General features: G+C 41.4%; 6 protein-coding genes. All 6 read left to right on the top strand.

What is annotated here, in order from left to right:
- Positions 1-204, top strand: a 204-nt coding sequence (locus RMO27_RS03265) for a hypothetical protein (protein WP_309729049.1), incomplete at its 5' end; no start/stop codon positions are given.
- Between the two features lie 101 nt (positions 205-305).
- Positions 306-746 (top strand): hypothetical protein, encoded by a 441-nt coding sequence (locus tag RMO27_RS03260; RefSeq protein WP_309729047.1) that lies wholly within the window; start codon positions 306-308, stop codon positions 744-746.
- Positions 747-1,046: 300 nt separating this feature from the next.
- Positions 1,047-1,472 carry a KGK domain-containing protein gene (locus RMO27_RS03255; RefSeq protein ID WP_309729044.1) on the top strand — a complete coding sequence of 142 codons (426 nt, stop codon included), beginning with the start codon at positions 1,047-1,049 and terminating at the stop codon, positions 1,470-1,472.
- Positions 1,473-1,555: 83 nt separating this feature from the next.
- Positions 1,556-1,792: an HNH endonuclease gene (locus RMO27_RS03250; RefSeq protein WP_309729042.1), complete on the top strand. Its 237-nt coding sequence runs from the start codon at positions 1,556-1,558 to the stop codon at positions 1,790-1,792.
- Positions 1,793-2,001: 209 nt separating this feature from the next.
- Positions 2,002-2,793: a DUF4239 domain-containing protein gene (locus tag RMO27_RS03245; protein ID WP_309729040.1), complete on the top strand. Its 792-nt coding sequence runs from the start codon at positions 2,002-2,004 to the stop codon at positions 2,791-2,793.
- A gap of 251 nt (positions 2,794-3,044) precedes the next feature.
- Positions 3,045-3,176 carry a hypothetical protein gene (locus RMO27_RS03240; RefSeq protein ID WP_309729038.1) on the top strand — a complete coding sequence of 44 codons (132 nt, stop codon included), beginning with the start codon at positions 3,045-3,047 and terminating at the stop codon, positions 3,174-3,176.
- The last annotated feature ends 119 nt before the right edge of the window (positions 3,177-3,295 follow it).

Below are 3,295 nucleotides of genomic sequence, written 5' to 3'. Positions count from 1 at the left end.
CGCCAATTAGCAGAAGTAGAGCAACGGATCGGTGTTTTTAATGAGGCTGTGGAGGGGATCAATGGCTGTCTCGAAGCTATGCAACTAGACAGGCATCGGTTGCCAACATTGAGTCAGTCAGATTTATTATTATTACCTGTTCATGATCATACTGAATCTACTGAATCTCTGGTAGAGTTGGCGGCAGTTGGGGAGAGTAATTAAATTGTGAATTATTCGATCGATCCTTAATTGCGAGGATCGATCGAATATTATTCCTGATTTTTGGGCACTCTATAGATATATCCTGTCCCCTATTTTTAGCAATGGCTTTTAGCTTAGTTGAATTCACCCATATTCTTAGCACCATTGAAGATATACTTTTCATGAGCGAGAATCAATCTCCGATTAATATCTCGACTGGTGCTGAAGATGATGAATACAATAAAATATTCATACAATTTGCTTTCTGTCTTAAACAAGGCAAATCAGAGATACGCATTTATGACACTAATGGAATTATCTCTTATCTGGACGTTGACGGAGAAAGTCTAAGAAAGCTAGAATTCGATCAGGCAAATATCTCAGCAACATATAGCTCTTTTAATAAAGCATTGAAACAAATATTGGATCTTGATCGACAGCGTGTTAATAAAATAAAAGGTATGAATAATTTCGATTCGACAGCAGAGACGATTGATGTAAATATAGAATTAGTTAATTCTTCTCTAGATGAGATTAGGAAAAATATACCCGAAGTAAGCTGAATATACTTAGGTTATATGGATATACAAATAGATCGAGCATCATTTGGATTAGCCGAGGTAAATTAATCAGATCTGTAGGGGCAGGTTTATGAGATCGATATCGATCGAACTAAAAATTTATGACAAACCTGCCCTCTCCCTCAAGAAAATACAGAGCGTCATAAATGCAAACTTGACAAATCCAATCATTATTAAATTATGACCGAGCGAGCAAATCCAATAATTCCTGATTCACAATCTGTCGTCCGATACCTAGACTCAAATTCGTCAGATGTATTTGGTTCGCACGGAACATTTTTGATGAGTGACTTTATCCGTAATCTTAGAATACCAATAGAGGATAAAAGATCGTTCATCGAAAGACTCAGTGAATTACATCATAAAGTCAAGAACTATCCCGATCGCTCCACAGAGTATTATATAGATCTTATAGAATCTTTTCTCAAGAGAAATCCAGCCGTCGAATATGAAGATGAGCCAATCGAGAATGTATTTGATAATGGTATTGACTGTAAGCTATTACAGCCAGATGGAAAAGGATGGCAAAAAGGAAGACTGAAAATATGCTTTGAGTTTATACCAGAGGATAATGAACTTATGACTAGCCAAGAAAAACCACTAGATACTCATTCTTCTCCACTAGACGAAATTCGTCAATTATCAAATGAATTGACATCTATGACATCGTTGGCGGAGCCTCCCAGAAAGAGAATCGAACAAAACTAGCTGAGATGGGCGGGTTTGGCAGAGATTTTTAGTAAAATTGCAACCAATAGCATAAACCCGCCCCTACGGATCTGTGAATTAATATGTCAGAAAAATCCAAACGAATTAGCTTCCCCAAAGAAGTGCGGGAATATGTCTTCAACCGCGATCACCATCAGTGTCAAAGCTGCGGACAAACAACCAAACTATCGATCGACCATATTATTCCCCTCGCATCGGGCGGTAGCAACGACATTAGCAATCTCCAAACTCTGTGCGGCTCCTGTAATAGCCAGAAAAAACACTACTTCGATCCCAGGTTCGATCGACGTTATCAGTAAACTTTAAAATTAGACGATTTTAGATGATGTCTGAAACACGCAATTTTGTTAAGCTTAAACCCTAGCAGATCTCCCTAGCATCCCGATCGACTCTGCTCGATCTGGCCACAAGCATCAAACGGGAATTGGGAACGATCCGGCAATGTCGAGGAGAATGGTAAAATAATACTCCTGATACGTCACAGCAAAAATTTAAGCTAAATTTTACGATGAATTTATTTTGGCTTTACGATCTGCCCAATACGGTGTTTGCTGCGATCGTGATTGGCTTTTTTGTATCGATCGGCTTGATCGGTCAAAGATGGACTCGGCGGTGGGTCAAGCGGATTCCAGGCAATGATGGCAGGTACAACGAGCTAATCAATGCCACTGTCGCAACAGTCGGCGTATTTTTTGGGATTACGCTAGGACTAATTTCGGTGGGAGCTTGGCAAGAATTTACCGATATTAGTACGAATGTTAATCAAGAAGTTTCTTCGATTAATGTGTTGTATCGAGCGGTTTCGCTCTATCCAGATCCGTCACGGGATCTGCTCAGAAATGGTCTCAAAGAGTACGTACATTATGCCATCTACGAGGAATGGCCATCCCAGCAAAAAGGGATCGTCCCTAAAGGTGGTACTGCCAAAGTCACTGCTTTTCAAAAAAATCTCTATGCGTTTGAGCCAGTCAGCGAGAGTATGAAGTCCGTTCATGGGGAAACAATTGCGGCCTTCAATGACATGATCCGCCAACGCCGCAGTCGGCTCCAAAGTGTCACGAATGGTTTGCCATCAACGTTATGGCTGGTGGTAATTTTTGGTTCTTTATTGAATTTGGTGATTCCGTGGCTATTGGTATACGATCGACAATTCATGCAAGACTTGACGATCGTCTTAACCGCCGCGACGATCGGTTTATTGGTCTTTTTGATGGCAGCTATGGACTATCCATTTCGCGGTGAATTTAGCGTCACGTCAGAAAGTTTTCAATTGATCTATGACAGAATGAAAGCAAACTAAATCTCAGCCAATTGACACCCCGCTATCGATCGACAAATGGGAGTGGGTTGGCTGATTTTGTCGAAGTTAGCGGCGGCCAAACTATCACCTAGCCAATAACTTCCCCATTTAAACAAATTACGGGTGATGGGGACAATTGCGGCGATCGATATCAATAGCAACGACAAAGCTGGGTACCTTAATAATGTGGGAAGAAAAATCGGACACCATGCGCGATCGCGCATGGTGTCTTACTTTGTCCATGAGGCAACGTGCTAGATCTGATGCCACCCTACTGTATTACCGAAACCGAACTAGCCTGGGTAGATCGACAAATCGACGCAATTTTGACTGATGTGCTCGATCGATCGCTAAACTCACTTTTGACATCCTCCTCGCTGTGAACAGACGAGGATTCCCTGTTACTTAGTTCGAGTTCGATCTAAGTTAGAGTAGGTTGACGTCTCATCGGAGATTGCTACTTTAAAAGGTAGTCTGACATCGCCTCCACGTCCAGTTTGAG

Origin of the sequence: Chamaesiphon sp. OTE_75_metabat_556, from assembly GCF_031378165.1 — a bacterium.
Taxonomy (GTDB): Bacteria; Cyanobacteriota; Cyanobacteriia; order Cyanobacteriales; family Chamaesiphonaceae; genus Chamaesiphon.
Note: the sequence above shows the minus strand (reverse complement) of the source record. Positions and strands in the feature narration are given on the sequence as shown.

Bases quoted from the DNA above. Each gene is read 5' to 3' on its own strand.
- RMO27_RS03250 (WP_309729042.1), top strand. From the start codon at position 1,556: ATGTCAGAAAAATCCAAACGAATTAGCTTCCCCAAAGAAGTGCGGGAA.
- RMO27_RS03245 (WP_309729040.1), top strand. From the start codon at position 2,002: ATGAATTTATTTTGGCTTTACGATCTGCCCAATACGGTGTTTGCTGCG.
- RMO27_RS03260 (WP_309729047.1), top strand. From the start codon at position 306: ATGGCTTTTAGCTTAGTTGAATTCACCCATATTCTTAGCACCATTGAA.
- RMO27_RS03255 (WP_309729044.1), top strand. From the start codon at position 1,047: ATGAGTGACTTTATCCGTAATCTTAGAATACCAATAGAGGATAAAAGA.